Source organism: Amycolatopsis sp. NPDC102389 (assembly GCF_044765885.1).
Classification (GTDB): Bacteria; Actinomycetota; Actinomycetes; order Mycobacteriales; family Pseudonocardiaceae; genus Amycolatopsis.
The window spans coordinates 18,390-43,939 of sequence record NZ_JBIWKX010000022.1; the positions used below are offsets into that span (position 1 = coordinate 18,390).

28 protein-coding genes and 1 riboswitch are annotated in these 25,550 nt (G+C 68.4%); of the genes, 15 read left to right on the forward strand and 13 right to left on the reverse strand.

Going from position 1 to position 25,550, the window contains the following annotated elements:
• Positions 1-26 precede the first annotated feature (26 nt).
• Complete coding sequence (locus ACIRGA_RS19955; RefSeq protein WP_400942955.1) at positions 27-1,730, forward strand: AMP-binding protein; 1,704 nt, start codon at positions 27-29, stop codon at positions 1,728-1,730.
• A 205-nt stretch (positions 1,731-1,935) separates the two neighbouring features.
• Positions 1,936-2,694 (forward strand): D-Ala-D-Ala carboxypeptidase family metallohydrolase, encoded by a 759-nt coding sequence (locus tag ACIRGA_RS19960; RefSeq protein ID WP_400942957.1) that lies wholly within the window; start codon positions 1,936-1,938, stop codon positions 2,692-2,694.
• Between the two features lie 5 nt (positions 2,695-2,699).
• On the opposite strand, the gene ACIRGA_RS19965 is transcribed toward ACIRGA_RS19960, so the two are convergent.
• From ACIRGA_RS19965 to ACIRGA_RS19980, 4 genes are read right to left on the reverse strand one after another with little or no spacing between them, the layout of a single operon-like run.
• Positions 2,700-3,332 carry an NUDIX domain-containing protein gene (locus tag ACIRGA_RS19965; RefSeq protein ID WP_400942958.1) on the reverse strand — a complete coding sequence of 211 codons (633 nt, stop codon included), beginning with the start codon at positions 3,330-3,332 and terminating at the stop codon, positions 2,700-2,702.
• Entirely contained in the window at positions 3,329-4,522 is a 1,194-nt protein-coding gene (locus tag ACIRGA_RS19970) for an adenylosuccinate synthetase (protein WP_400942960.1), read from the reverse strand. Before ACIRGA_RS19970 ends, ACIRGA_RS19965 begins: the two co-directional genes overlap by 4 nt.
• Complete coding sequence (locus ACIRGA_RS19975; RefSeq protein WP_400942961.1) at positions 4,519-5,493, reverse strand: hypothetical protein; 975 nt, start codon at positions 5,491-5,493, stop codon at positions 4,519-4,521. The genes ACIRGA_RS19970 and ACIRGA_RS19975 overlap by 4 nt, the downstream gene beginning before the upstream one ends.
• Positions 5,494-5,495: 2 nt before the next feature.
• On the reverse strand, positions 5,496-6,464 hold the full coding sequence (locus ACIRGA_RS19980) for an adenylate cyclase (RefSeq protein WP_400942963.1): 969 nt from the start codon (positions 6,462-6,464) through the stop codon (positions 5,496-5,498).
• 110 nt (positions 6,465-6,574) lie between these two features.
• Here ACIRGA_RS19980 and ACIRGA_RS19985 point away from each other — a divergent pair, with 110 nt between their 5' ends.
• On the forward strand, positions 6,575-7,501 hold the full coding sequence (locus tag ACIRGA_RS19985; RefSeq protein ID WP_400942965.1) for a hypothetical protein: 927 nt from the start codon (positions 6,575-6,577) through the stop codon (positions 7,499-7,501).
• A 131-nt stretch (positions 7,502-7,632) separates the two neighbouring features.
• Positions 7,633-7,962 (forward strand): hypothetical protein, encoded by a 330-nt coding sequence (locus ACIRGA_RS19990; RefSeq protein WP_400942967.1) that lies wholly within the window; start codon positions 7,633-7,635, stop codon positions 7,960-7,962.
• Positions 7,963-8,362: 400 nt separating this feature from the next.
• On the opposite strand, the gene ACIRGA_RS19995 is transcribed toward ACIRGA_RS19990, so the two are convergent.
• Together ACIRGA_RS19995 and ACIRGA_RS20000 are read right to left on the reverse strand one after the other, a co-directional pair.
• Complete coding sequence (locus ACIRGA_RS19995; RefSeq protein WP_400942969.1) at positions 8,363-8,740, reverse strand: hypothetical protein; 378 nt, start codon at positions 8,738-8,740, stop codon at positions 8,363-8,365.
• Positions 8,741-8,763: 23 nt separating this feature from the next.
• Entirely contained in the window at positions 8,764-9,120 is a 357-nt protein-coding gene (locus tag ACIRGA_RS20000) for a hypothetical protein (RefSeq protein ID WP_400942970.1), read from the reverse strand.
• A 461-nt stretch (positions 9,121-9,581) separates the two neighbouring features.
• Here ACIRGA_RS20000 and ACIRGA_RS20005 point away from each other — a divergent pair, with 461 nt between their 5' ends.
• From ACIRGA_RS20005 to ACIRGA_RS20030, 6 genes are all read left to right on the forward strand, one after another.
• On the forward strand, positions 9,582-9,815 hold the full coding sequence (locus ACIRGA_RS20005) for a hypothetical protein (RefSeq protein WP_007032622.1): 234 nt from the start codon (positions 9,582-9,584) through the stop codon (positions 9,813-9,815).
• Between the two features lie 37 nt (positions 9,816-9,852).
• A complete protein-coding gene (locus tag ACIRGA_RS20010; protein ID WP_400942971.1) occupies positions 9,853-10,488 on the forward strand; it encodes a CDP-alcohol phosphatidyltransferase family protein in 636 nt (211 codons plus the stop codon).
• Between the two features lie 63 nt (positions 10,489-10,551).
• On the forward strand, positions 10,552-10,935 hold the full coding sequence (gene gcvH, locus ACIRGA_RS20015) for a glycine cleavage system protein GcvH (protein WP_005150021.1): 384 nt from the start codon (positions 10,552-10,554) through the stop codon (positions 10,933-10,935).
• Between the two features lie 125 nt (positions 10,936-11,060).
• On the forward strand, positions 11,061-11,528 hold the full coding sequence (gene garA, locus ACIRGA_RS20020) for a glycogen accumulation regulator GarA (RefSeq protein ID WP_005150023.1): 468 nt from the start codon (positions 11,061-11,063) through the stop codon (positions 11,526-11,528).
• Positions 11,525-12,295: a MerR family transcriptional regulator gene (locus ACIRGA_RS20025; protein ID WP_400942972.1), complete on the forward strand. Its 771-nt coding sequence runs from the start codon at positions 11,525-11,527 to the stop codon at positions 12,293-12,295. Before garA ends, ACIRGA_RS20025 begins: the two co-directional genes overlap by 4 nt.
• 219 nt (positions 12,296-12,514) lie before the next feature.
• The gene (locus ACIRGA_RS20030; protein ID WP_005150031.1) at positions 12,515-12,988 is read left to right on the forward strand and encodes a bifunctional nuclease family protein; all 474 of its coding nucleotides are present in this window, start codon (positions 12,515-12,517) and stop codon (positions 12,986-12,988) included.
• A gap of 50 nt (positions 12,989-13,038) precedes the next feature.
• Here the strand turns inward: ACIRGA_RS20030 and ACIRGA_RS20035 are convergent, their stop codons facing one another.
• Positions 13,039-13,653, reverse strand: a complete 615-nt coding sequence (locus ACIRGA_RS20035) for a TetR/AcrR family transcriptional regulator (RefSeq protein WP_400942973.1) — start codon at positions 13,651-13,653, stop codon at positions 13,039-13,041.
• Positions 13,654-13,950: 297 nt separating this feature from the next.
• On the opposite strand from ACIRGA_RS20035, the gene ACIRGA_RS20040 reads away from it, so the two are divergent.
• Both ACIRGA_RS20040 and gcvP read left to right on the forward strand, forming a co-directional pair.
• Positions 13,951-14,532: a MerR family transcriptional regulator gene (locus ACIRGA_RS20040; protein WP_005150040.1), complete on the forward strand. Its 582-nt coding sequence runs from the start codon at positions 13,951-13,953 to the stop codon at positions 14,530-14,532.
• 46 nt (positions 14,533-14,578) lie between these two features.
• A riboswitch (glycine riboswitch) is annotated at positions 14,579-14,680 on the forward strand.
• A gap of 170 nt (positions 14,681-14,850) precedes the next feature.
• Positions 14,851-17,730: an aminomethyl-transferring glycine dehydrogenase gene (gene gcvP / locus ACIRGA_RS20045; protein WP_400942975.1), complete on the forward strand. Its 2,880-nt coding sequence runs from the start codon at positions 14,851-14,853 to the stop codon at positions 17,728-17,730.
• 3 nt (positions 17,731-17,733) lie between these two features.
• Here gcvP and ACIRGA_RS20050 read toward each other — a convergent pair whose 3' ends face one another.
• The gene (locus ACIRGA_RS20050) at positions 17,734-18,096 is read right to left on the reverse strand and encodes a nuclear transport factor 2 family protein (RefSeq protein ID WP_400942976.1); all 363 of its coding nucleotides are present in this window, start codon (positions 18,094-18,096) and stop codon (positions 17,734-17,736) included.
• Positions 18,097-18,210: 114 nt separating this feature from the next.
• On the opposite strand from ACIRGA_RS20050, the gene ACIRGA_RS20055 reads away from it, so the two are divergent.
• Positions 18,211-19,029: a helix-turn-helix domain-containing protein gene (locus ACIRGA_RS20055; protein WP_400942977.1), complete on the forward strand. Its 819-nt coding sequence runs from the start codon at positions 18,211-18,213 to the stop codon at positions 19,027-19,029.
• 47 nt (positions 19,030-19,076) lie between these two features.
• Entirely contained in the window at positions 19,077-19,901 is an 825-nt protein-coding gene (locus ACIRGA_RS20060) for an aldo/keto reductase (protein ID WP_400942979.1), read from the forward strand.
• 216 nt (positions 19,902-20,117) lie between these two features.
• Here the strand turns inward: ACIRGA_RS20060 and ACIRGA_RS20065 are convergent, their stop codons facing one another.
• The 5 genes from ACIRGA_RS20065 to ACIRGA_RS20085 form a co-directional block, all read right to left on the reverse strand.
• A complete protein-coding gene (locus ACIRGA_RS20065) occupies positions 20,118-20,804 on the reverse strand; it encodes a hypothetical protein (protein WP_400942980.1) in 687 nt (228 codons plus the stop codon).
• 93 nt (positions 20,805-20,897) lie between these two features.
• Positions 20,898-21,809, reverse strand: coding sequence for a 3-methyladenine DNA glycosylase (locus tag ACIRGA_RS20070; RefSeq protein WP_400942981.1), 912 nt, complete (start codon positions 21,807-21,809; stop codon positions 20,898-20,900).
• Complete coding sequence (locus tag ACIRGA_RS20075; RefSeq protein WP_400942983.1) at positions 21,806-22,849, reverse strand: hemolysin family protein; 1,044 nt, start codon at positions 22,847-22,849, stop codon at positions 21,806-21,808. Before ACIRGA_RS20075 ends, ACIRGA_RS20070 begins: the two co-directional genes overlap by 4 nt.
• A complete protein-coding gene (locus ACIRGA_RS20080; protein WP_400942984.1) occupies positions 22,846-24,192 on the reverse strand; it encodes a hemolysin family protein in 1,347 nt (448 codons plus the stop codon). Before ACIRGA_RS20080 ends, ACIRGA_RS20075 begins: the two co-directional genes overlap by 4 nt.
• A 157-nt stretch (positions 24,193-24,349) precedes the next feature.
• Positions 24,350-24,946 (reverse strand): TetR/AcrR family transcriptional regulator, encoded by a 597-nt coding sequence (locus ACIRGA_RS20085; RefSeq protein WP_125678272.1) that lies wholly within the window; start codon positions 24,944-24,946, stop codon positions 24,350-24,352.
• Positions 24,947-25,149: 203 nt separating this feature from the next.
• Between ACIRGA_RS20085 and ACIRGA_RS20090 the strand changes: the two genes are divergently transcribed.
• A complete protein-coding gene (locus ACIRGA_RS20090) occupies positions 25,150-25,548 on the forward strand; it encodes a hypothetical protein (protein WP_400942985.1) in 399 nt (132 codons plus the stop codon).
• Positions 25,549-25,550 lie beyond the last annotated feature (2 nt).

Genomic DNA, 25,550 nt, shown 5'->3' on the forward strand with positions numbered 1-25,550 from the left:
GGCCACCCAGGACCAGGAGGACGATCGTGAGCGCTTCGGAGGCATACCGCACGTTCCGCGAGGCACGGGACTATCTGCAGGCCCATCGCGAGGACTACGAAACCGCCTATCGGGACTTCACCTGGCCCCAGCCCGCCGAGTTCAACTGGGCGCTGGACTGGTTCGACGTCGTCGCGGCCGATCCGGCCAATCAGGACCGGTACGCGCTCTGGATCGTCGAAGAGGACGGCATCGAGAATCGCTGGACCTATCCGGAGATGGCGCGGCGGTCCAATCAGGTCGCGAACTGGCTGCGCTCGCTCGGCGTGGCCAGGGGCGACCGGCTGATCCTGATGCTGGGCAACCAGGGTGAGCTGTGGCAGACGATCCTCGCCGCGATCAAACTGGGCGCCGTCATCATCCCGGCCTCGACCCTGCTCGGCCCGGCGGACCTCACCGACCGGGTCGAGCGGGGTGCGGCGAAACACGTCGTGATCCGGTCCGTCGACGCGCACAAGTTCGAGAACGTCGAGGGCGGCTACACCCGCATCGCCGTCGGCGAACCGGTCGAGGGCTGGCGGTCCTTCGTGGACGCCTACGAGGAAGCGGACACCTTCACGCCCGACGGCCCGACGGCGGCGGAAGACCCGCTGCTGCTGTACTTCACCTCGGGGACCACCGCGAAGCCGAAACTGGTGCAGCACACGCAGGTCTCGTACCCGATCGGCCATCTGTCCACAATGTACTGGATCGGTCTGGAACCGGGTGACGTCCACCTCAACATCTCCTCGCCCGGCTGGGCGAAACACGCGTGGAGCAACGTTTTCGCGCCGTGGAACGCCGAGGCGACGGTGTTCCTCTACAACTACGCGCGGTTCGACGCGGTCTCCCTGATGGCGCAGATGGAACGCTGCGGGATCACCAGTTTCTGCGCCCCGCCGACGGTGTGGCGCATGCTCATCCAAGCGGATCTCACCGTGCTGAAGACGCCGCCGAGCAAGGTGGTCGGCGCGGGCGAACCGCTCAACCCCGAAGTGATCGACCAGGTCGAAAAGGCTTGGGGCGTCACGATTCGCGACGGTTTCGGGCAGACGGAAAGCAGTGTCCAGATCGCCAACACCCCGGGGCAGGAGGTCGTGCCGGGCTCGATGGGCCGCCCGCTGCCCGGCTTCACTGTGGCGCTCGTGGACCCCGTCACCGGCGAGCGTGCGCAGGAGGGCGAGATCTGCCTCGACCTCGACAAGCGGCCGGTCGGGCTGATGGCCGGGTACGCGGACGACGAGGAGCGCTCCGCCGCCGCCTTCGCGAACGGCTTCTACCACACCGGGGACGTCGGTTCGATCGACGAACGCGGCTACATCACCTATGTGGGCCGCACGGACGACGTCTTCAAGGCGTCGGACTACCGGATCTCGCCGTTCGAACTGGAAAGTGTCCTGCTGGAACACGAAGCGGTCGCCGAAGCGGCGGTGGTCCCCGCGCCCGACCCGATCCGGCTCGCCGTGCCGAAGGCCTACGTCGTCCTGACGAACGGGCACGAGCCCACGGCCGACACCGCGGTGTCCATCCTGGCCTTCTGCCGGGAACATTTGGCTCCGTACAAGCGAATCCGGCGGCTGGAGTTCACCGAGCTGCCGAAGACCATCTCCGGCAAGATCCGGCGGGTCGAACTGCGCGGACGGGAGAACGAGGCCGACGGACGGCCGGCGGGGGAGTTCCGCGAAGAGGACTTCCCACAGCTGAAGGGCTGACGGCCTGTCCGTGAAGGCCTCCTTGAGGGAACCAGAGTCCCTCAAGGAGGCCTTCACGGACTTCGACAGGCCCGACTGGGCACGTGTGGGTCGAACGACCCACAGCGCGGCAACGGGAACCGCGTTAGCATCCTCGGCAGTGAATCGTTGACAACCCGTGGGGGTCACGGGTCTCACCTTCCCTGCTTTGAAAGGTGTTCCTGTCATGCGCATTCGTTTCCTCCTGCCGATGCTCGCCCTGGTGGCCGGGCTCGGTACCGCGGTGGCCGCCCCGGCCGCCGCAGATCCAGGCCCGGTGACGGCGGGCGAAGTGTCCGTCGCCGACGCCTGCTACTCCTGGGGACGCACGTTGTCCCAGGGCGCGTCGGGCGAGGACGTCCGGCAACTGCAGATCCGGGTCGCCGGGTACCCCGGTTACGGTGGCGTCCTCGCCATCGACGGCCAGTTCGGCGCGGGCACCAAGGCCGCGGTCACCCGCTTCCAGCAGGCGTACGGGCTGGGCGCGGACGGCATCGCCGGCTCGGCCACGTTCTCGAAGCTCTACGCGTTGCAGGACGACGACTGCACGCCGGTCAACTTCACCTACGCGGAACTGAACCGGTGCAACTCCGACTGGTCGGGCGGCAACGTGTCACCGGCGACGGCGAAGGCCAACGCGCTGGTCTCGATGTGGAAGCTGCAGGCGATGCGGCACGCCATGGGCGACCGGCCGATCGACGTCAACGGCGGCTTCCGCAGCGTCGCCTGCAACAACGCGGTCGGCGGCGCGACCAACAGCCGTCATCTCTACGGTGACGCCGTCGACCTCGGCGCCGGTTCGCAGGGCTTCTGCGGGCTGGCGAAGCAGGCCCGTAACCACGGGTTCGCCGAGATCCTCGGGCCGGGCTACCCCGGCCACAACGATCACACCCACGTGGCACACCGGTCGACGCGGTTCTGGTCGGCGTCCTCCTGCGGGATCTGACCTCGTCACTCCCAGCGCCACAACGACGGCGGCCGTCCTCCCTTGGGGAGGGCGGCCGCGTGTTCGGTGGTGCGCCGCAGTCCGGGGACCCGCTCCATCGTCCGGCCGAGGTTAGCCGGATAGGGGCGGTCCCCGGTCAGCGCTTCGGTGGCGTCCAACGCCTGCGCGGTGGTGAAGATCGGTCCCAGCAGCCCGGCGGTGAAGGCGACGTCGCGCCACAGCCGTTCGGCCAGCATCGGGCGGCAGTCGGCGACGATCCGGTCGTGGTCGAAAGCCAGCGGCGGGACCTCGTCCAGCGGCGCCCACACGACGTTCCCCGGGACGTCCAGCGCGGGATTCACGGTGGCCCACAAGGCGATGGAGAGCGTGGGGCCACGGGGGTCACGGTTCGGCTCGTCGAAGGTGGCGAGCTGTCCCGTCGCCGAGACCGCGTCGGGCGGGAGGCCGAGTTTGCCGACCACCGCCCGGCTCGCCGCCTCCCGCAGCCGTTCCCCGAGCCCGAGCAGCACCCCGGGCAGGGCCAGTTCCCCCGCGAACGGCTCGGCCGCCCGCGGCGCGATTCCCAGCAGGACGTTCCGGGTGCCGGGGGCGAACCGCACCACGAGCACATCAACGGACACCGGCGTCGACTCGATCACGCGTAGATTGTCGACCTTGCCTCCGCGACCCGGTAACCGGCCCTGTCCGGGCCATACCCGGTGACGGCCACCGGCAGCCGCGCGCCGAACCACGCCAGCGGATCCGGCAGGTCGACGGCGGGGGAGCCGTCCCCGGGTACGACCTTCAGCCCGGTCGCGTCGAGATGCGTCACCGCGAGCGCGTCCACGCCGTCGCAGGCCGCGATCGCGTAATCCAGCAGGGCCGCGTCGAGATGGCCCGCCCGCCACGCGCCCTGAAATTCGCCGGTTTCGTTGTGCGCCTCGGGAAAGCGGGCGAGGACGGAGGCGGATTCCGTGGGCAGCGGCCCCGCCCCGTGCCGGGTGAGATAGGTCCGCGTGACACCCACGACGGCGTGCGGTCGCCCGCCGAGCAGTGCGCGGGCATTGTGCGGCGTGGTCGTGGACCAGGTCGTGTGCGGGTGGAACCCGTGGTGCTGGTCGAGGAGAGCCCCCTGCGCTCCCTCGAAGACCAGCCGCCCGGAATCCGCCAGCCGTCCCGTTTCGTCCCCGTCGGTGATGCGCACCGCGCCCGCGAAATCGCGGTACAGCGCCACCAGTTCGTCGACGCTGTGCGGCGGCGTGGCGAGCGGCGCGTAGAACCGCGCGAGTGCGTCCAGCTTGCGTCGCAGCACCGACGGCCGGGCGCAGTCGGCGACCGTGGGCGCTTCCCCCGGCGTCCCGATCACCTCCTGGCTCTCCACGACGTCACCCGGCGCGGCCCCGGGCAGCAGCGAGTACCAGACGGTCTCGCCGATGCCCTTGCCGCACGAACCGTGCCGGTTCACGCCGCGGGCCCCCTCCCTGGCCCGGTTGGCGTGGATGTGGAACGGCGTCGTGAGCAGCGCCCGGCCGTCCACGCTCAGCAGCGAGAGCGGATTCCGGACGCCTGCCGCTTCGAGCCGCCGCGCTTCCGCGGCCAGGGCGAACGGCTCGACGAGCACGTACCGCGACAGATGGGTGGGCACGCCGGCGAACGTGCCCGCCCCGAACTGGCTGAAGGTGTGGTGCCGCCCGTCCACGACGACGTTGTGCGCGGCCTGCGCGCCCCCGTTGAAGCGGACCACGGCGGTGGTGGGCCGGGCGGCGCAGAGCGCGTCGACCACCGCGCCCTTGCCTTCGTCGCCGAAGCCGAGCCCGACCACCACCACGTGACCGTCCAGGAGACTCATCGCAGCACCACGTCGCTCGGCCCGTCGTCCGCGGGCACCGCCGAGGTGACGACCGATTTGGTGCCCAGCTTCGCCAGCGCCTTGCCGACCGCCTTGCTTTCGGCGACCGAGCCGACGTCCGCGAGATCGGCGAGCGCCCGGTCGACGTCGACGACCCGCTCTTCCAGCCCGATGGTGGCCGCGATCAGCTCGCACACCGCGCCAGGGTCGTCCAGCTTCAGGAAGTTCTGGCCGAGCAGACCGCTCCAGTGCTCGCCGATCTGCGGGTCGTTGTAGTACGAAGACTGGTTCGGCAGCACGAAGTAGACGTTCCACTTGCGGGCCAGCTCCCGGTACACCGAGGCCGGGTCGATGTCTTCCCGCACGTCGTCCCCGATCACGCGGCGGATGTGGCGGGCCTCCAGCGCGGGCTTGTTCAGCTCGTCGCCGATGATGAACAGATAGCCCTTGCGGCCGCGGTTCTGCCACGCGTCGGTCACCACGTGCCTGGCCATGAAGTAGGCGGCCAGTTCGTAGGACTCGCTCTTCTGCCCGCCGCCCCCGCCTTCGAGGAACATCGTGCGCAGCTGCTCGTCCATCCGGTTGTCCGATTCGAACTGCCCGACCTGCAAGGGAACCCGGTCGCTGTCGGCGTCGCCGATCGCGCCGAACAGCACCTGCGGGTCGGTCAGATACCCCCGGCGCTTCAGCAGGCCGTGCAGTTTGCCGAGCTTGCCCTGCATGATCCTCGGCACCCGGCGCATCGACCCGGTGACGTCGAACAGCACCGCGATCGGCGTCGAATCGGTGTGGTCGGCCGAATCCCGGCATTCCCGCACGGCGTTCAGCGGGTCGAGCGCGGGCGCGACCTTCCATTCCTTCGCGGGTTTGGAGCGGAGATCGGCGGTGTAGCCGAAATCGTCCTCGCCCTTGGCCGCGCGGAAGGTCTTCGCGGCGGCGTAGGCGTTGTCGTCCCAGTGTCCGTGTCCCATGGTCAGGCTCCTGTCTCGGGGATGGTGAACGGTCGGAAGGTGCGAGGGCCGTACAGGTCGTCGAGCAGTTCGTCGTACTCGTCGAGCAGATCGGCGGCCTCGGGTCGTTGTGCCGGGATGTCCTGTGTGCACCACGTCGCGAACTCGCGTTGGCGGGTTTCGTTCGGTGCCAACAGTTCCAGCATCATGCGGTGGAGCATGTGGACGTCGGTGGCCGTGGTCATCGGTAGTCCTTTGTGGACTTCCGGTGGATAGTGGACGGACTTGTCCGCCGCGAGCGGGAGCGCCCCGGCTTCGACGGCGAAGGACCAACCGACCAGGACGATGCCGTGCTGTCCGGGATGGACGAGCACGTTGTCCGCGGTGAGATGGCCGTGGACCAGACCCGCGCGATGCGCGCCCGCCACCGCCCGCAGGAGGCGACGGTGCATCCAGGCGTAGTCGCGGCCGTCGAGCCCGCCGGGGAAGGCCTTCCCGATCTCGGCGAGAGTGACGAAACCGTCGACGAGCGGATCGAGGACGCTGAACGCGCGGTCGCCCCTGGCCACCGGACCGGAGGTATCGAGCAGCCGCGGGTAGTAGGGCCGGAGCCAGCGGTGCCGTTCGGTGAAACCGTCGAGCGCGCGCAACGCCTCCCATTCGGCGTGGATCAGCAGATTGAGCGCCGGCTCGCGGACGAGTTTGACCAGATGCGGGCCGGTGGTCCGGTAGGTCGTGGCGACACTGCCCACCGCGTGCGGCGCGACGAGGGTGTAGGACGACGTCGCCGTGGTGACCGTCTGGCGCCGGGCGCGTTTCCAGTCGTCGTGAAGGCGGTTGAGGGTGGCGGCGGCGCGATGGACGCGCTCGTCGCCGGGGTTGCGGTCCGGGTGGAGTACGGCCGCCAGTTCGCGGTAGCGATGGTGGGCGAACAGAGTGGCCGCGTCGACCGTGTTCTCGATCATCGTCACGGCGTCTTCCCTGGTGAGCATAGTTTGAGTCTAGACGACTCTTACTTCGGCCCGCAAGGGGGTGGGTACAAATCCCGTGCCGTCCGGTGGCCTCGGAGCACTAGGCTCGGCAAGCCGGACAGGGGGTGTTGGTGGTCTTCCAGGAACTGGATCGGAACGCGGAACGGCGGACGAACGCGATGGTCATCGTGTTCCTGATCGGGATCGTCTTCGGATTCGTCGCGGCCTTCGTCGGACGGTGGACCGTCGAAGGGATAGCCGGCACTTACGACGTGCGCGCGGTGATCTCCGAATGGAACTCCAAGACCACCGAAGGACAGGACGGCCCGCATACCGGCTACGAGGTCATGGCGATCACCGAGGACGGCCGTGCGATCGAGGTGCCGACACGAGACGCGTTCGGCCTCGCGGATCCGGTGGTCGCCCGGTTTTCGTCGGTGACGGACAGGGTGTTGTCCGTGCGCGGGGCGGACAGGGTCGTGGAAGCCCACCATCCGTGGGAGAAGATCACGGCGATGTCGCTCGGCTGGGCACTCCTGGTGCTCGCGGCCGTCGTGCTGGTCAAAGTTGCGAGACCGGGGAAGTCGCTGCCGTTCCTGGCCGGACTGGCTTTCGGCGCCTTCATCGTGCTGACGCCGGTCGGATTCGGCGGCACGGCCTATCGCGAGGCGGCCGACCCCGTCCCGAATTTCTGGGAACATCGTCGCGACTTGTGGGGACCGCCGCCGGTGTTCGCCCCTGGGCAGACCGCCGTATCCGGGGAGTCGGCCGTGCGTGTGCTCGACAGCAGGCCCGGAGCGCCCGATGGAGCCGAGGCGTGGTTGAGCGGATTCCACGTGCTCACCTTGCGGATCGAGGCGTCTCGCCTCGGTGACACGGCACTGGAGTTGTCAGCCGACGAACACGGTGAGCCGGCGCGGGTCAAGGACTGTGCGGGCGCTCCCGGCGCTTTCGACGGCACCACCGGGCTCGTCTGTTTCGTGGTCCCGCCCGGATACCGGACCGAGTACCTGCTCGTCGGCAAGCTCGACCGAGAAGTCCTGCTGAAGCTCCAGTGACCGACGAAAGGACTCCAGTGTCGGAAGAAGCACGGAAATCCGGAGTTCTTTCCCCGGTGCTTTCGACCGTGATCCCTCTTCTGGTGCTCTTCGGAATCGTTTGGGCCTTCCTCGGTTCCAGTATCGGTGAGTTGAGTACCGGCGAGGACGTCACGGTCACCGAGATCTCGGGGTGCACGTCGGAGGGATCCGCGGTGAACGGCCAGACCCCTTACTGCGCCGGGAAATGGCGCTTCGCCGACGGCCGTACCGGCGGCGGCCGGATCCTGGGAGAGGACATCTCGGCGGGTGACACGGTTTTCGCCGGTGATGGATTCGCCTATCGGTCGAGATCGCCGTTGATCTGGAAGGTCTCGGCGGGCGGCGCGCTGGGCCTCTTTCTCACGGGCATGGTGATCGTGGGCGGTGTCCTGTACCGGCTGGACGTGGGGAAGAGACGACGCGAGGATCATCGAGAGTAAGACAAGGTGGCGTGTTCGCGGGAGCGGCCGGTGGCGGGGTGATGGCTCCCTTCACTGTCTCTGATGCGGTGAAAGGAGCTTTCGGCCCAGGTCGTGAGTGGCGTTTCGGGGGCAGAGTCAAGAGCGTCTTGGGTATCTGCTGGATCTGCCGCGGCTGATCGCGGGTCCGGTAGTGAAGGCCTCCTTGCCTACCCTGACGGTAGCGAAGGAGGCCTTCACTACCGTCAGGATCGCCTTCCCAAGTACATGAAGGCCCCCTTCCTTGCGCCAGGCGCAAGGAAGGGGGCCTTCATGTACTTCAGGGGGCACGGGCGCCGGGACCGCGCCGCGGGACGGCGGGTTCTCGGGACAGAAGTTCGAGGCTTACACCATGTGCGGCGCCGTCTGGGGAAACTGACGCTCAGGAGCGGGTCGCTTCGATCTGGCGCTCGTCTTCGGTCGAGCAACTCGTCACCGGATCGTTCGGCCCGCTCCCGCAGGTCCACGCCCCGATCACGACGGGGCCGGGCCCCTGCGGTGACGCCGCCTCTGCGGGCGTCAGCTTGGCGAAGTAGTCCGTGAGCACCTGCGTCGCTTCGGCGCAGTCCGTCTTTCCGTGCGCGACGACCTTGTTCTTCGCGCCCTGGAGCCCGGCGACCTCGCCGCAGGGCGTCCCGGCGGGCGCCGAGGTGGCGGCGGGGGAGGACGGCGCGGGTGCGGCGGCGGGAGCGGGATCGGCGCCGCAGCCGCTCAGCAGGACGACGGCGAGCGCGGCGGGAAGCACGGCGAGGCTCTTCATGGGCCCTTCTTTTCGGGGATGGTTCATTCGACGGGGACGACGGCGGCGAACACGTTCTGCTCGCCCTTGCTGCAACTGGTGCCGCCTTGTGCGGCGGGAGCGCCGGAGACGCACAGCCAGCCGTCCACGGTCTCGCTGACCGGCTCGTCCGAGCCCGCGGACTGACGTCCGGCGATCCTCTTGTGGAACGAACCGACGATTCCGGTCGCGTCCGCGCAGGAGACACCGGGGCCGTTGAGCACCTGCAAGGTCAGTCCGCTCGCCGCGGTCACCGTTCCGCAGGACCCCTGTACCGGTTCAGCGGGCTTCGGTTCGGGGGCGGGAGCCGGTGCGGCGGACGGGCTCGGCGCGGTTTGCGACGGGATCGGTGGCACTGACACAGGGGAAACGCTCAAAGAGGGTGAAGACGGTGAGACCGACATCGAAGTGACAGGCGGTGGCGGATCTTCGCCCGAACAGGCGGCGAGTGTTCCGGCGACGGCGCAGACCGCGAACAGGCGCCGCCACGTTCCGGTGGTCGTCGAGACGGGCAAGGCGATCCTTTCGTCGGCCGGTCGTGGCCGGCCCATTCTGACCCGGCCGGGCCCGATGCCGTGGCATTGAGCCACGTTCGATGCGCGGGAGGCTATCGCGCCCCCGCCGCCGCGATACGCGAGGACCGCTCAATCACTGTCCATTGTAGACAATTAATATGCCGTTCACGGCGCGGCAACACCCTGCTGTCGTCGCGAACCGATCGGACGAATCCGGCGCGGAGCCGTTAACGCGCGGCCCCGTTCCGCCGAAAAGACAAGTAGCGCTCCGGCGTGTCCCAGTCCCCGTCACCGAAACCGTGAGAGCGATGAAGACCGACGAACAGACCGACCCCGCGTCACCCCAGGCCACCGCACCGGCGAGCACGGAGCTGCCACCGACGGCGCCGTGCACCGTCGTCTGGTGCGGCGGCCGCCCGTACGTCCTGGAGAGCTCGGCCGGCCACCATCGCTGGATGGGCACCGACCACCGGGGCAGGCCCGTGGCGCTGACCAGCGCGGACCTGCAACGCCGCGGCTGGACGCACACCCGGGCCAGCTGACGCGGGACGACCTGCCGCCGCTGGCTAGGCTGAGCGGGTGAGTACGCCCCCCGAACCGAGCGTGACCAGCGAAGAGCCTTCCCTGCTGCGGCAGGCCCTGAACGTCCCCAACATGCTTTCGATCCTCCGGCTCGCCGGGGTGCCGGTCTTCCTGTGGCTGCTCCTCGGCCCGAAGGAGGACGGCTGGGCGCTCGCGCTGCTCGTGTTCAGCGCGCTCACCGACTGGCTCGACGGCAAACTCGCCCGCTGGCTCAACCAGATGTCGCGGCTCGGCCAGCTGCTCGACCCCGCCGCCGACCGGCTCTACATCCTCGCGACCCTCATCGCCTTCCTGATCCGCGACATCATCCCGTGGTGGCTGGTGGTCCCGCTGGTCGTCCGAGAGGCCGTCCTCGGCGTCTGCGTCCTGCTGCTGCGGCGCCGGGGGTTCGCCCCGCCCGAGGTCACCTACATCGGCAAGGGCGCCACCTTCGTGCTGATGTACGCCTTCCCGTTCCTGCTGCTCACCCAGGGTGGTTCCGACATCGCCGCGATCGCCCGGCCGATCGGCTACGCCTTCACGGCGTGGGGTGCGGTCCTGTACGTCTATTCGGGCGTGCTGTACGTCGTACAGACGGTACGGGCGCTGCGATCGGCCGATCCCGGCGAGTTACGGGAGGCGCCGGGCGCGTGACCCGGCGGGATGCGAAACTGCGCGCGTCGGTTTCGAGTGAGGGCACCAGAAAGGGGAGCGGCGTTGTCCACTCCAGAAGAACTGCGGTACACCGAGGAGCACGAGTGGGTCTCCGTGCGCGACGGCGGGCTCGTGCGCGTGGGCATCACGGAGTACGCCCAGGACCAGCTCGGTGACGTGGTGTTCGTCGAACTGCCCGAGGTCGGCAAGCAGGTCGGTTCGGGCGACGCGTTCGGCGAGGTCGAGTCGACCAAGAGCGTCTCGGAGCTGTTCGCCCCGCTCGACGGCGAGGTGGTCGCGGTCAACGACGCGGTGACCGAGTCGCCCGAGCTGATCAACAGCGACCCGTACGGCGAGGGCTGGCTGATCGAGCTCCGCCTCGACGACGCGAGCTCGGTGGAATCCCTGCTGGAGGCCGAGGCGTACCAGGCGCTGATCAAGGAATAGCCGCAGGCCGTGGCCCTTCGGGAAGAGTAGGGGGAGCCGCGGGCCGGAGATTCGATCAGGCACGGTACGTTTGACCTCCACACGTTCTTGAGTAGTGGCAACACACATGCGTTAGGAGAGCTCAGGTGAGCACGAACGACGGGCCCGGCGTTCCCCCGGAGCAGTCTCCGGAGCGGACTTCTGTCTTCCGGGCCGACTTCCTGGCCGACGTCGAAGGCACTGAGGCTCCTCCGGCTGCCGAGGCCCCTGTCCAGGGTGTGGACGCGCTGCCCGCGGGTTCCGCGCTGCTGGTCGTCAAGCGGGGCCCCAACGCGGGTTCGCGCTTCCTGCTGGACCGCGACACCACCAGTGCGGGACGGCACCCGGACAGCGACATCTTCCTCGACGACGTCACGGTCTCCCGGCGGCACGCCGAATTCCGCCGTGAGGGCGGCGAGTTCGTCGTCATCGACGTCGGCAGCCTCAACGGCACCTACGTCAACCGCGAGCCGGTCGACCAGGCCGTCCTCGCCGGTGGCGACGAGGTGCAGATCGGCAAGTTCCGCCTGGTCTTCCTGACCGGCCCGGGTCACGGGGGCCAGGGGGCACGGTGACGGCGGCCGGGCGGCCTGATCGGGATGCGTCGCAGCGCGATGGGTTGAGCATCGGGGCCGTGCTGGCACAGCTGCGCGGCGACTTCCCCGATGTCACCATCTCCAAGATCCGGTTCCTCGAGGCGGAGGGTCTGGTCCAGCCGGGCCGGACCCCGTCGGGGTACCGGCAGTTCGCTCCGGCGGACGTGGAGCGGTTGCGGTTCGTCCTGTCCGCCCAGCGGGATCATTACCTTCCGCTGAAGGTCATCAAGGAACAACTGGACGCGGCGGATCAGGGCGCCGCGTCCGCCGAGCACACCGTGGCGATGCCGAGGCTGCCGCGAAAACTCGTTTCACTCGACGCCCCCGGGGAGAACGGCGGACTGCCGTCCCCCGGGGACTTCGAGACCGATCGCGAGATCAGGCTGACGGAGGAAGATCTGCTCCGCCAGGCCGGGATCGACGCCGCCACCCTGGCTGAGCTGCGGCAATACGGTCTGGTCCGCCCAGGCGCGGCGGGGTTCTTCGACCCCGACGCGGTCCTCGTGGCGAAGACCGTGAAAGCGATGACCGAATTCGGTATAGAGCCGAGACATCTGCGTGCCTTCCGCGCCGCGGCCGACCGCGAGGTCGGCCTGCTGGAGCAGATCGTGACCCCGGTGTATCGGCATCGTGACGAGGACGCCCAGGCGAGGGGCGACGAAGTCGTCCGTGAGCTCGCCGCCTTGACCGTGGCGTTGCACACGCTCTTGGTGAAGGCCGGAATACGGGCTGTCACGGGCGGTTGAACGGGTCCGGGGGACCGGGAACCGTTGTGAGGCCACTTGTCAATGACTGAATGTTCGGCACCCTATGCCGTACCGTGAGAGTTGGGTTTGCCAAGGGCGAACCGGAATGTCGGAGACAGCGAGCACAGCGCTCGGAAGACGGGTAGCGTCGGGACTGCCGTCGCTTGGTCGTCGAGACAAGCGTTGCAGCCCGTGCGCACGAGAGGGAGGCGAAGCCCGATGAGCGAGATGCGCGTCGTCGGCGTGCGGGTGGAGCTGCCCGCGAATCAGCCGATCTTGTTGCTGCGGGAAACCGAAGGCGAGCGTTACCTGCCGATCTGGATCGGCTCGGTCGAGGCCACCGCCATCGCCTTGGAGCAGCAGGGAGTCCGCCCGGCCCGTCCACTCACCCATGACCTGCTCAAGGAGGTCATCGGAGCGCTGGGCCGTGAGCTGGAACAGGTCGTCATCACCGACCTGAAGGAAGGCACGTTCTTCGCGGAGCTGGTCTTCGACGGGGACATCCGGGTTTCGGCGCGGCCGAGCGATTCGGTGGCGCTGGCCTTGCGGGTGGGAGTGCCCATCCACGCCGTGGACGCGGTGCTGGAGGAAGCGGGCCTCATCATCCCCGACGAGCAGGAGGACGAGGTCGAGAAGTTCCGCGAGTTCCTCGACTCCGTCTCGCCGGAGGACTTCCGCGGCGCGGACACCTGATCCTGTCGTGAGTGGTAATGACGGTTCCGACCGTCATTACCACTCACGAGTCAGGCCGCGGTCGCCTTGAGGAACAGGTCCGCCAGCTCCCGGCCGTACCGCTCCAGGTCCAGCTTCGGATCCGCCGCGAACTTCGCCGCGACGCCATCGATGGCCTGCGCGATCGACAGCGCCATCACGTCCGGCGCGAACTCGCCGAAAGCGCCTTCACGCTGCCCCTGCCGCAACTGGCGTTCGAGCCGGCCGGTGCGGAGCTCTTCGACCAGCGGTGCCGACATGAACCAGCCCTCGGCGTCCGAGCCGCTCGAAGCCATCTCGACCATGACCCGCACCAGTTCCGGGTATGAGCCGAGGAACGCGATCTCCGATTCGATATAGCCGCGCAGCAGCCCGGCCCGGTCGGTCGTGCCCTGAGTCCGCTCCTCGAGGAACTTGTCCTTCATCCCGGTCGCGGTGGTGACCACGGCCTGCATCAAGCCGGCCTTGTTGGTGAAGTGGTACGAGATGATCCGGGTGCTGGACAGCCCGGCCCGCTCCTTGATCTTCGCGAACGACGTCTTGTGGTAGCCGAGGTCGGAGATCGTCGCGATCGTGGCCCCGATGATCTGCGCCCGCCGGGCCGCCTCGGTGACCGACAGCCCCAGCTCCGCCTGGACCTCTTGCATGGCACTTTGGGTGGAGGGTGTTACTTGCATGAGTAAAAATTAACACGGCTGAGTAAAACCGGCAAGTGTGCGGCCGAACGGGGGACTGTCCTCGACAAGCCTCAAGAAGAGCTTGAGGCCGACCGCGCGTCGCGTTGACCGCTTTGCCGGACGCGCTTACCGTCAATGAAGGTGAATCGCCAAGGTGTGATTCGGATGTCTGGGGCATTCGTCTTGACGAGGAACTCCGGTGCGGACTCACATGGGTCCGCGCGGCTTTGTTCGCCGGCCGCCAGGTCGGGCGAGGGGAGGCATGGCGTGGTCGAGGCTGGTAGCCCTCAAGAGCCGCTCGTTCCGGTCGCTGACGGCGAGCAGGGCGAGCTGTTCCCCGACTCTTCCCTTCCGGACGAACTCGTCGGTTACCGTGGTCCCGCCGCCTGCCAGATCGCCGGCATCACGTACCGGCAGCTCGACTACTGGGCCCGCACGAAGCTGGTCGCGCCGAGTATCCGCACGGCGCACGGTTCCGGTTCGCAGCGGCTCTACTCGTTCAAGGACATCCTCGTCCTGAAGGTGGTCAAGCGGCTGCTGGACACCGGCGTCTCCCTGCAGAACATCCGGGTCGCCGTCGACCACCTGCGCCTGCGCGGCGTCCGCGACCTCGCCAAGGTCACCCTGTTCTCCGACGGCACCACCGTCTACGAGTGCACCTCGCCCGAAGAGATCGTCGATTTACTGCAGGGCGGGCAGGGCGTCTTCGGGATCGCGGTCAGCGGCGCGATGCAGGAGATCAGCGGCACCATCCACGAGTTCCCGGCCGAGCGGGCCGACGGCGGCGTGATCGAAACGGTCACGCCGGACGAGCTCACGCAGCGTCGTAACGCACGTCGCACCGGCTGATCATGAAGCCGCGAGGGCGGCAGGGTAGGCTCACTTCCGCGGTCGACGAATCCGCGCGGGAGAGACCGAGCCGATAACCGTTGAGCTCGGCGCCGAAGGAGCAAGTCCTCCCCGGAACCTCTCAGGCACCCTGGACCGCGCGGAAGAGACGCCTCTGGAAAGTGGTTCGCCAGGTCACAGCCTGGCGGCCCCGCCGACGGTGCAAGCCCGGCTCAACACTCGGGCGAAACTCTCAGGCGCCCCCACGGGGGTACGGACAGAGTGGGGAGGGCCAGGACAATCGTCCCGGCCCCACCCCCGCGTCTTGGGAGGTTCCCGATGGAGCCCGTTTCACTGGCCGCTCTCGAATCCGGGACTCCCTTCGCGGACCGGCACATCGGTCCCGGCACCGAAGAACTCGCGCGCATCCTCGACGTCGTCGGCGTCGCCTCTCTCGACGAGCTCGCCGAGCGGGCCGTCCCCGCGTCGCTGCGGGAGTCCGCGACTCCGCCGGACCTGCCGCCGCCCTCCAGCGAGACCGGTGCGCTCGCCGAACTCCGCGCGCTGGCCGCACGCAACCGGCCGATGGTCCAGATGATCGGCCTCGGCTACCACGACACCGTGACCCCGCCGGTGATCCGCCGCAACGTGCTGGAGAGCCCGGCCTGGTACACCGCGTACACGCCGTATCAGCCGGAGATCTCGCAAGGGCGCCTCGAAGCGCTGCTCAACTTCCAGACCATGGTCGCCGATCTGACCGGCCTCCCGATCGCCAACGCGTCCATGCTGGACGAGGCGACCGCGGCGGCGGAGGCGATGACACTGGTCCGCCGGGCGAGCAAGGCGAAATCGCATCGGTTCGTGGTCGACGAGGACACCCTTCCCCAGACGATCGAGGTCCTGCGCACCCGTGCCGAACCGCTCGGCATCGACCTGGTGACCGCCGACCTGTCGCAGGGCATCACCGGGCTCGGACTCGGCGGCGACTTCTTCGGAGTGCTGCTGTCGTATCCGGGCGCTTCGGGCGTCGTCCGCGAATGGGAGCACACCATCTCCGAGGTCAAGGCGCTGGGCGCCGCCGTGGTGATGGCCGCCGATCCGCTCGCGCTGACCCTGCTGCGGTCACCCGGTGAACTCGGCGCCGACGTCGCGATCGGGTCGACGCAGCGGTTCGGCGTCCCGATGGGCTTCGGCGGACCGCACGCGGCGTACCTCGCCGTCCGGAAGGGCCTCGAACGGCAGCTGCCCGGACGGCTGGTCGGGGTGTCGAAGGACGCCGACGGCGCGCCCGCGTACCGGCTCGCGTTGCAGACCCGCGAGCAGCACATCCGCCGCGAGAAGGCGACGAGCAACATCTGCACCGCCCAGGTGCTTTTGGCGGTCATCGCGTCGATGTACGCGGTGTACCACGGTCCCGAAGGCCTGCGCGCCATCGCGAACCGCGCGCACCGGATGGCCACCGTGCTCGCGGCCGGGCTCGCCGAGAGTGGTGTCGACGTCGTGCACTGCGAGTTCTTCGACACCGTCATGGTCGCCGTTCCCGGCCGCGCGACCGGGGTGGTCGCCACCGCGAGGGAACTCGGGGTCAACCTGCGGCTCGTGGACGCGGACCATGTCGCCATCGCCTGTGACGAGACGACGACCCGCGAACATCTTTCCTTGGTATGGAAGGCCTTCGGTGTCGCGGTGTCCGATGTGGACTCGCTCGACGCGGACACCGCGGACGGCTTCCCGCCGGATCTGCGCCGCACCAGTGAGTACCTGACTCATCCGGTCTTCCACGCGCACCGCTCGGAGACGGCGCTGCTGCGGTACCTGAGGGCGTTGTCCGACAAGGACGTCGCGCTCGACCGGAGCATGATCCCGCTGGGCTCCTGCACGATGAAACTCAACGCCACGGCCGAGATGGAGCCGATCACGTGGCCCGAGTTCGCCGGTCTGCATCCGTTCGCGCCGGCCGAGGACGCGGCCGGCCTGCTCAGCGTCGTGAAGGATCTGGAGCGGTGGCTCGCCGGGATCACCGGCTACGACGCGGTCTCCTTGCAGCCGAACGCCGGAAGCCAGGGCGAGTTCGCCGGCCTGCTGGCCATTCGGGCCTATCACCGCGAACGCGGGAACGCGGCGCGTGACGTCTGCCTGATCCCCTCCAGCGCGCACGGGACGAACGCGGCCAGCGCCGTTATGGCCGGGATGCGGGTGGTCGTCGTGAAATGCGACGACGAGGGCAATATCGACCTCGGCCACCTCAAGTCCACTGTGGACGAACACGCGGACGACCTCGCCGCGATCATGATCACCTATCCCTCGACGCACGGCGTGTACGAGGACACCGTCCGCGAGGTCTGCGCGCTGGTGCACGACGCGGGCGGTCAGGTGTACGTCGACGGCGCGAACCTGAACGCCCTGATCGGGGTGGCGCAATACGGCAGGTTCGGTGCGGATGTCTCCCATCTGAACCTGCACAAGACCTTCTGCATCCCGCACGGTGGCGGCGGGCCGGGCATCGGGCCGATCGGCGTCCGCGCGCATCTGGCGCCGTACCTGCCGAACCACCCGCTGCAGGCGGACGCCGGCCCGGCGACCGGCGTGGGACCGATCAGCGCCGCGCCGTGGGGGAGCGCGTCGATCCTGCCGATCTCGTGGGCCTACGTCCGGATGATGGGCGCCGACGGGCTGCGGCGCGCGACCTTGACCGCGGTCGCGAACGCCAACTACGTCGCCAAACGCCTCGCCGAGCACTACCCGGTGCTGTACTCCGGGCACGAGGGACTCGTGGCGCACGAATGCATCCTCGATCTCCGCGCGCTCACCAAACGGACCGGCGTCACCGTCGACGACGTCGCCAAACGGCTGGCCGACTACGGCCTCCACGCGCCGACGATGTCCTTCCCGGTCGCCGGAACGCTCATGGTCGAGCCCACCGAGAGCGAGGATCTCGGCGAACTCGACCGGTTCTGCGACGCGATGATCGCGATCCGCGGCGAGATCGAGAAGGTCGCCGCGGGGGAGTGGCCGGTGGACGGAAGCCCGCTGCGCAACGCCCCGCACACCGCGCGGTGTCTCGCGGGGGAGTGGGATCGCCCGTACAGCAGGGAGATCGCGGTCTTCCCCGCCGGTTTCACCGCCGCCAAGATCTGGCCTCCGGTGCGGCGCATCGACGGGGCCGCGGGCGACCGCAACCTCGTCTGCTCCTGCCCGCCACCGGAGGCCTTCGCCTGATGGTCAGCCGGGCATCTTGTCGAGAAAGCCCAGCACCTGCTTGATCCGCCCGTCCTCGACGGCGATGACGTCGAAGCCGATCGCCAGCGGCTCCTCCGCGCCCTCCGGGCCGAGGTGCCACTGGAACCGCGCGATGTCGTGGTGCGCGTCGGGCGCCGCGGGCAGGCTGAACTTCAAGCCCGCGAACTGGGCCTGCGCGCCGGCGATGAAGCCGTCGACACCGTCGTGGCCGGTGACGGCGCCGAGCGGGTCGGTGTAGGCGGCGTCCTCGGTGAACACTTCGGCGATGAGCGCGCGGCGCTGGTCCGCGTCGGTCTCGTTCCACACGGCGATGTACTGCTCGGCGACGCGCTGGATGTCCGACATGGTGTCTCCTCGTTTCCTTGGGGGCTAACCGATGTCGCAACTCTGTCGGCTGAAGGTGGGTCCCGTCGATTACGCGGGAGGTAATGGCGGCGCGGCGCGGGTGGCCGTAGGTTCGTGATCGTGACGACCACAGTGACCGCGGGCCGCCCCGTCGGGGAACTCCTCCGCGAATGGCGTGACCGCCGCCGGATCAGCCAGCTGGACCTCGCCATCTCGGCGGACATCTCCACCCGGCACCTGAGCTTCGTCGAGACCGGCCGGTCCAAGCCCAGCCGCGAGATGGTGCTGCGGCTCGGCGAACATCTGGAGGTGCCCTTGCGGGAACGCAATCAGCTGCTGCTGGCCGCGGGATACGCGCCCGCGTACGCGGAAACCGGTCTCGGAACGCCCGAACTGGCGGCCGTCCGCAAGGCGGTCCGTCAGCTGATGACCGGCCACGAGCCGTATCCGGCCGCCGTCGTCGACCGCTGGTGGAACCTGGTCGACGCCAACGCGAGCATCTCGATCATGACCGATCTGGTCTCGCCCGCCTTGATGACGCCACCGGTCAACGTCCTGCGGGTGACCCTGCATCCGGACGGGATGGCGCCGCACGTGCTGAACCTGGGGGAGTGGCGCGCCCATCTGCTCGGCAGGCTGCGGCGTCAGGTGATCCAGACCGCCGACCCGGTGCTGACCGAGCTGCTGGAGGAACTGCGCACCTACCCGTGCGCGGATCCCGTCCCCGAGGTCGAGGTCCCCGGACCGGGTGACATCTTCGTCCCGTTGAAGCTGCGGCACGAGGACGCCGAGCTCACGTTCTTCAGCACGGTCTCCACCTTCGGGACGCCGTTGGACGTCACGGTCGCCGAGCTGGTGATCGAGTCGTTCTTTCCGGCCGACGCGGACACGGCGGAGTATTTGCGCGCGTACGCGGCGCGCGGGGTGGAATGATGCGGGGCAAGAGCCCTGCCACAGACCCCAGTGAGGATTTCCCTTCCATGGCCGTGCCTTCCGTCGTCCTGAACAACGAGGTAGCCATCCCCCAACTCGGTTTCGGCGTCTGGCAGGTACCCGCGGCCGATACGGCCAAGGTCGTCCGGACCGCCATCGAGGCCGGGTACCGCAGTATCGACACCGCCGCTTCGTACCGGAACGAAGCCGGTGTCGGCGAGGCGATCCGCTCGGCGGGAGTGCCCCGCGACGAGCTGTTCATCACCACGAAACTGCCGAATCCTGGCCACGGGTACGACGAGGCGCTGCGGGCGTTCGACGCGAGCCTCGCGGAGCTCGGGCTGGACCGCGTCGACCTGTACCTGATCCACTGGCCGATGCCGTCCCGCGGGAAGTACGTCGAAACCTGGCGGGCGCTGGAAAAGCTCTACGCGGACGGGCGGGTGCGCGCGATCGGGGTGTCGAACTTCCACGTCCCGCATCTGCGGCGGCTCTTCGACGAGACCGGGATCGTCCCCGCGGTCAACCAGGTCGAGTTGCACCCCCGCCTGCAGCAGAAGGCGTTGCGCGAGTTCCACGCCGGACACGGCATCGTCACCGAGGCGTGGAGCCCGCTCGCGCAAGGCTCGTTGCTCTCGGATGCGACGCTGACCGCCCTCGCCGCCAAGTACGGCAAGAGCCCGGCGCAGCTGGTGTTGCGCTGGCATCTGCAGCTCGGCACGGTCGCCATCCCGAAATCCGTGACCCCGTCCCGGATCCGCGAGAACTTCGACGTCTTCGACTTCGAACTGGCCGAAGACGACCTCGCCGCCCTCGCCGAATTCGACGACGGGACGCGTACCGGCCCGGACCCGGACACCTTCTCCTCGTGAGCAGTCGCCGCACTCGCGTGATCAGGGACGGAACTCGCGTGATCGGAGACGGAACTCGCGTGTTCAGGCGCCGTACATCCGAGTGCGGTGTCCAGTCACGCGAGTCACGTCCCTGATCACGCGAGTCACGGGTCTGATCACGCGAGTCACGAGGCTCGAGGTACGGGAAAGGCCCCTTCCCGAGCGGCGAAGGGGCCTTTCCCGTGGTTCAGGGCCTCAGGTGGCCTTGATGCCCGCGGCGGCGAAGTCGGCCTGCTGGGCGGGCTGCTGCAGGTACTGGCGGAACGTCTGCGAGGCGCGCATCTGGACCTCGTCGATGGTCTTGCCGGCGAGCCCGACGAGCGGGTAGTCGGCCGAACGCGCCGTCGCGACCGACTGGGCGGGCGAACCGACCAGTTCGGGCTTGGCGGTGTTCAGCTCGGTCACCCAGTAGGACGACTCGGGGATCCAGGCGGCGGGAAGGCCGCCGATGGAGTCGAGGTTGGTCCGTCCGACAAGGCCGTCGAGCACGGAAGCGGAGGACAGCGCGTCGACCTGGATGATCACGCAGTGGTCGCGGACCACGGTCGCGGCGGTGTTCCACCGCTCGGCGGCCGCCCGGACGGGCTTCTCGATGCTGGGGGTGACGATGACCCGCATCGGGGTGTCGCCGGCGCTGCACCCCTTGGCCTGGGCTTCGGCGCGGGTGTTGAGCTCGCCGTCGGCCCAGTTCCAGCCGAACACGCCGATCGCGACCAGGACCACGAGGACCAGGCAGGCGATGGGCCACTTGGCGATCCGCCGCCGCGGGGCCTTCTTCCCGACGATCCGGTGCGAACCGGTCGCCTCACCGCGACCCTGAGGCCGCTTCGGCGGGTCGAGGGGATGCGGCACCGGCTCTTCGGCCACGCTGTGTCGCCCCATCGTTGTCCTTTCGAAACGTGCGCGCTCGCGCTGCGTATGCAATCAAACCGTTATCACTCTAACAGGGGAGGATGTTACGGGGAATGCGACGACTCACAGTTGTTTTCCGCGTGTCGCGGAAACTTCCCTTAACTCGGCGAGGAGCCGTTGGCAATGCGCTATCAGGTGCTCACGCAGCGGCGCGGCCCGGCGGGCGAACCCGGCCTGCGCGCGGGCGTACTCAGCCCGTCCTTCCGGGGTCTCGATCCGCACGGGTGAGTACCCGAACTCCGCCAGATCGTACGGGCTGGCCCGCATGTCCAGCTCACGGACGTCCGCCGCCAGCTCGAAACAGTCCCCGACCAGCTCGGCGGGCACGAAGGGATCGAGTTTGTACGCCCACTTGAACAAGTCCATGTTGGCGTGGAGGCAGCCGGGCTGCTCGAACTCGATCTGGTTCTCCCGCTCCGGCCGCAGGGTGTTGAGCGGCCGGGCGGGCTCGGTGAAGAACCGAAACGCGTCGAAATGTCCGCATCGGATCTCCAGCGACTCGACGACGCCGTCGGTTCCGGCCGAACCGAGCCGGAGCGGAAGTTGTGAGTGACGAACCTCATTCGCCGATTCCCGGTAAACCATTGCCCATTCGTGAAGCCCGAAACAACTGAGTCTGGGCGAGCGGGACGCGGTCGCGGAAAGCAGGCCGAGAACGAATTCGGCGGTCTTGGCCCGGCCCTCGGTGAAGCCCGCCGGATCGAGCATGACGCCGTCCGGAGTCTCCAGGTAACCCTTCCGCTCCAGGAACCGGCGTGCGGACGCGCCTTCGAGCACGACGCCCGGGCCCGGCTGCCAGCGTTCGAGATGCCCTGGTCGGTGCGAGTAATAGGTGAAGAGGAAGTCGAGCACCGGATGCTTCTCGCCCCGCGAGCGGCGGCGCTGGTGCGGTGTCGTCCAGCGCCGCATCCGCGTGACGTGGTCGTCCTCCCGAGCCCGCCAGACGGGCTCGGGAAGGACGATAGGGCCGGTCATGACATGACGTGGGTACCGTCGCGGACAGTTCCCACGTATTCCTCGACGAGGTCCTCGAGCGCGACGACGCCGACCGCGGCCCCCGCCGGGCTCAGCGCCCGCGCCAGGTGGCTGCCTTCCTTGCGCATCGCCGACAACGCCTCGTCCAACCGGGCGTCGGCGTGCAGTTCGGTGAGCGCCCGCGTCTTGTCCGGCGGCACCACGGTGGTCGGATCCTCGCCCACGAGGTCGAGGATGTCCTTGACGTGGATGTAGCCGGTCAGCGTCCCGTCGTCGGTGCACACCGGGAAGCGGGAGAACCCGGTCGAGGACACCGCGCGTTCGACGTCGCCCAAGGTGGGCGAACAGGGCAGCGTGGTCAGCTGAGCCGTCGGGACCAGCACGTCCGCGACCGTCTTCTCCACCGAAGACAGCGTCTTGCTCAGGCGCTGGTGCTCGGAGTGCTCCAGCAGCCCCTCGCGGCGAGACTCGCTGAGCAGTTCGGCGAGTTCGTCGGAGGTGTACGCGGTTTCCAGCTCGTCCTTCGGCTCGACCTTGAACACCCGCAGCAGCGAATTCGCCACGAAGTTCAGCAGCCAGATGAACGGGTTGGCGATCTTCACCCAGGCCACGTGCACCGGGACCAGCCACAGCGCCAGCCGCTCGGGCTCCGCGATCGCGAGGTTCTTCGGCACCATCTCGCCGATGAGGACGTGCAGGATGGTGATGAACGCCAGCGCGATCGCGAACGAGATCGGGTGCAGCAGCACCTCCGGGATCCCGAACAGTTCGAAGAACCCGGCCAGCTGGTGGGCGATGGCGGGCTCACCGAGCCGCCCCAGCAGCAGCGAGCAGATCGTGATGCCGAGCTGCGCGCCGGCGAGCATCAGCGAAACGTTCTTGCTCGCGTTGATCACGATCTTGGCCCGAGTCTTTCCCTGCTCCAGCAAGGCTTCCAGCCGGTCGCGCCGCGACGAGATCAGCGCGAACTCGGCACCGACGAAGAACGCGTTGGCCAGCAGCAGGACCACGACGAGGAAGATGTTGAACCAGTCGCTCATCGGGCGGGCTCCTGCTCGGCGGAGGTCGCGGTTTCGCTGACCCGGCGGACTTCGACCTCGGCGATGCGGAGACGGTCCATTTTGGTCACCGTGAGCCGCCAGGCGTCGAGATCGGTGGCGTCACCGGGAGAGGGGATCCGGCCGAGTCGTTCGAGGATCAGCCCGGCGATGGTCTCGTAGTCGCCGTCGGGCATCCGGAACCCGGTCTCGTCGGTGACCTCGTCGGCGCGGAGCTGTCCAGAGACGAGCCAGTTGTCGGCGCCGACCTGCTGGGACGACGGCGCTTCCCGCTCGTCGTGCTCGTCGCGGACGTCGCCGATGATCTCCTCGACCACGTCCTCCAAGGTCACCAGGCCCGCGGTGCCGCCGTATTCGTCGACGACGATCGCGAGCTGGAACCGGGAATCGCGCAGCCGGTTGAGCAGCGAGTCGCCCGGCAGCGATTCGGGCACCGTCGGGATCGGCCGCATGACCGAACCGATCCGTACCGTGGCGCGCTGGGCGGCCGGGACGGTGAACGCCTGCTTGATGTGCACCGCGCCCTGCACGTCGTCGAGATCCTCGGTGTAGACCGGGAAACGCGAAAAGCCGGTGCGGCGTGAGATCTCGATGAGGTCGGAGATCGTGTCGTCCACGGTCAGCGATTCGAGCTGGACGCGCGGTGTCATCAGCTCGTCGGCCGTCCGCTCGCCGAAGCGCAGCGACTTGTCCAGCAGCTCGGCCGTCGACGTGTCGAGCGTGCCGCTTTCCGCGCTGGAGCGCACGATCGAGCCGAGTTCCTGCGGCGACCGGGCCGACCGCAGTTCTTCCTGCGGCTCGACGCCGAACTTGCGGACGAGGAAGTTGGCGCTGTTGTTCATCAGGGTGATGAGCCAGCGGAACAGGGAAGAGAACCGCGAGTGGTACCCCGCGACGGCACGCGCGGTCTGCAGGGGCCGGGCGATCGCGAGGTTCTTCGGCATCATTTCGCCGAGGACCATCGACAGCGATGTGGCAACGATCAGCGCCACCGTCAGCGACACGCCGTTCGCCACGCCCTCGGAGAACCCGACGGCGGTGAACAGCGGGTGCAGCAGGTCACCGATCACCGGCTCCGCGAGATAACCGGTGATCAGGGTGGTGATGGTGATCGCCACCTGCGCGCCGGAGAGCTGGAACGAGAGCGTGCGGTGCGCCTTCTGCACGGTGTGCGCACGCTTGTCGCCGACCTGGCGGACGTTCGCCTCGACCGTGCTGCGCTCGAGCGCGGTGAGGGAGAACTCGGCGGCGACGGCGAGGCCGGTGCCGACGGTCAGCAGGAGGAACAGGAGAATGCCGAGAACGGCGAGCAGGATTTCCATCATCGCCTGCCGGCAAAGTCGGCGGGAAGAGCCGCGGAACAGCCGGGTGTGCCACCCGGCTCGATACTGTCACCAGGTGACTGCGCGTCGCGCACGAAAAGAGTCACTCCTCGATCGAAATCAACTGACACCGCCGCTGTACTGCGACGATGGGACAATCTTAACGCGTTCCCCCGGCCGCGTGGGCACGGTGCCGCCGCACGCTCTCCTCGACCAGGTCGAGGACAGGGCCGAGATCGTCACCCGGCTGGCCCATCGCGAGGTGGGACACGAGCCCCTCGAGAACGAGTTCGAGGTACGCGGTCAGGACGTCGACGTCGACGTCGTCACGCAGGATCCCGGCGTCGCGCTGACGCAGCAGACGGCGGCGGGTCGCGGCGGTCAGCTGATGGGACCGCTCGGCCCAGCGGGCGCGGAACTCGGGGTCGGTGCGCAAGCGCCGGGAGACCTCCAGCCGCGTGCCGAGCCAGTCGGCGGGATGCTCGCTGCGGTTCGTCAGCAGCTCGCGCATCACCTGGACGAGACCCTGCTCGGCGACGATGTCGGCCATGCGCACAGCGTCGTCCTCGGCCAAGGCCAGGAAGAGGGACTCCTTGTCGCGGAAATGGTGGAAGATCGCACCGCGGGAAAGGCCGGTGGCTTCTTCCAGCCGCCGGACGGTGGCGCCTTCGTAGCCGTAGCGTGCGAAGCACACGCGGGAGCCGTCGAGGATCTGGCGCCGGCGTGCGTCGAGGTGATCCTGGCTGACCCGTGGCATCCTGGAATCCTGTCACCGGGAACCGGGTCAATGCAATCCGTACGTACGTACTGTGACCAGTTCGCGGGATGATCCGCCCCTGCCGGGAACCGGACGGCTTCGAGACACGTCCGATCACTCGGCCGGATCGGCTGACACGCCGTCCGCCGCTTGGCTACTCTTTGTCCATCACCGTGTGTGAGTGCTGAGGGGAAGGTGCGGGTGTGAACATCATCGACGACGCCGCGAGCGCGATCAAGGCCGTCTGGGGTGACCTCACCACGCCGAAGGAACCGACCGTCTACGGCGGTGGGGGCGGCGGTGGCGGCGGGTTCGAGATGAGCCCTGAGGAGCTGAAGACCGTCATCGGGCTGTGGCAGGACGAGCTTGAGAAGGTCGTCGACGACGGCGACAAGATCGACATGATCGTCGGTGACCTGATGCCGCCGGGGCAGGACGAGGCCAGCACGAGCTACGTGAACTCCGGGCTCGACTCCTTGTTGTCTCTGCAGAAGCAGAACGAGTCGATGAGGGCCTACATCGAGGGCTACATCCAGAAACTCGAGCTCGCCCGAACCAAGACAATGGCGACCGACCAGGCCAACACTCTGCGTACGACCTGAGG

What these genes read in the sequence shown, in the direction of transcription:
- ACIRGA_RS19960 (WP_400942957.1), top strand. Translation starts at nt 1,936, where the DNA reads ATGCGCATTCGTTTCCTCCTGCCGATGCTCGCCCTGGTGGCCGGGCTC.
- ACIRGA_RS19970 (WP_400942960.1), bottom strand. Translation starts at nt 4,522, where the DNA reads ATGAGTCTCCTGGACGGTCACGTGGTGGTGGTCGGGCTCGGCTTCGGC.
- ACIRGA_RS19975 (WP_400942961.1), bottom strand. Translation starts at nt 5,493, where the DNA reads ATGGGACACGGACACTGGGACGACAACGCCTACGCCGCCGCGAAGACC.
- ACIRGA_RS19980 (WP_400942963.1), bottom strand. Translation starts at nt 6,464, where the DNA reads ATGCTCACCAGGGAAGACGCCGTGACGATGATCGAGAACACGGTCGAC.
- ACIRGA_RS19995 (WP_400942969.1), bottom strand. Translation starts at nt 8,740, where the DNA reads ATGAAGAGCCTCGCCGTGCTTCCCGCCGCGCTCGCCGTCGTCCTGCTG.
- ACIRGA_RS20005 (WP_007032622.1), top strand. Translation starts at nt 9,582, where the DNA reads ATGAAGACCGACGAACAGACCGACCCCGCGTCACCCCAGGCCACCGCA.
- ACIRGA_RS20030 (WP_005150031.1), top strand. Translation starts at nt 12,515, where the DNA reads ATGAGCGAGATGCGCGTCGTCGGCGTGCGGGTGGAGCTGCCCGCGAAT.
- ACIRGA_RS20035 (WP_400942973.1), bottom strand. Translation starts at nt 13,653, where the DNA reads ATGCAAGAGGTCCAGGCGGAGCTGGGGCTGTCGGTCACCGAGGCGGCC.
- gcvP (WP_400942975.1), top strand. Translation starts at nt 14,851, where the DNA reads ATGGAGCCCGTTTCACTGGCCGCTCTCGAATCCGGGACTCCCTTCGCG.
- ACIRGA_RS20050 (WP_400942976.1), bottom strand. Translation starts at nt 18,096, where the DNA reads ATGTCGGACATCCAGCGCGTCGCCGAGCAGTACATCGCCGTGTGGAAC.
- ACIRGA_RS20060 (WP_400942979.1), top strand. Translation starts at nt 19,077, where the DNA reads ATGGCCGTGCCTTCCGTCGTCCTGAACAACGAGGTAGCCATCCCCCAA.
- ACIRGA_RS20065 (WP_400942980.1), bottom strand. Translation starts at nt 20,804, where the DNA reads ATGGGGCGACACAGCGTGGCCGAAGAGCCGGTGCCGCATCCCCTCGAC.
- ACIRGA_RS20070 (WP_400942981.1), bottom strand. Translation starts at nt 21,809, where the DNA reads ATGACCGGCCCTATCGTCCTTCCCGAGCCCGTCTGGCGGGCTCGGGAG.
- ACIRGA_RS20075 (WP_400942983.1), bottom strand. Translation starts at nt 22,849, where the DNA reads ATGAGCGACTGGTTCAACATCTTCCTCGTCGTGGTCCTGCTGCTGGCC.
- ACIRGA_RS20080 (WP_400942984.1), bottom strand. Translation starts at nt 24,192, where the DNA reads ATGATGGAAATCCTGCTCGCCGTTCTCGGCATTCTCCTGTTCCTCCTG.
- ACIRGA_RS20085 (WP_125678272.1), bottom strand. Translation starts at nt 24,946, where the DNA reads ATGCCACGGGTCAGCCAGGATCACCTCGACGCACGCCGGCGCCAGATC.